The organism is Acinetobacter sp. WC-743 (assembly GCF_000335555.1).
GTDB classification, from domain to species: domain Bacteria; phylum Pseudomonadota; class Gammaproteobacteria; order Pseudomonadales; family Moraxellaceae; genus Acinetobacter; species Acinetobacter bereziniae.
The window spans coordinates 1-260 of record NZ_AMFQ01000058.1; the positions used below are offsets into that span (position 1 = coordinate 1).

The following is a 260-nucleotide window of genomic DNA, read 5'->3' on the forward strand; positions in this document are numbered from 1 at the left end:
CGGTCTTCACTGTCTTGTGAATCACGACATCTTTGCCTGCTGCATCTTTACCCGTGATGGTAATCACCACATCGCTATTCGGTGCAACATCCTTGGTGGTTCCAGTGATTTTACCTGCTGTATTAATCTCAACCGTAATCTCACCTGTAACCAAGTCTAAGCCAGTATCGTCAGGCGTATTTGGATCGTTGTCGTTATCGCCTTGACCTGCTAGATGATCGCTTGCTGGTCCAACACCTTGACCGTTGCGATCTGTAGTA

At 47.3% G+C, this 260-nt stretch carries 1 pseudogene; it reads right to left on the bottom strand.

From position 1 onward, the window contains the following. A pseudogene (locus ACINWC743_RS07350) lies at window positions 1–260 on the bottom strand (type I secretion protein); the annotation flags it as partial.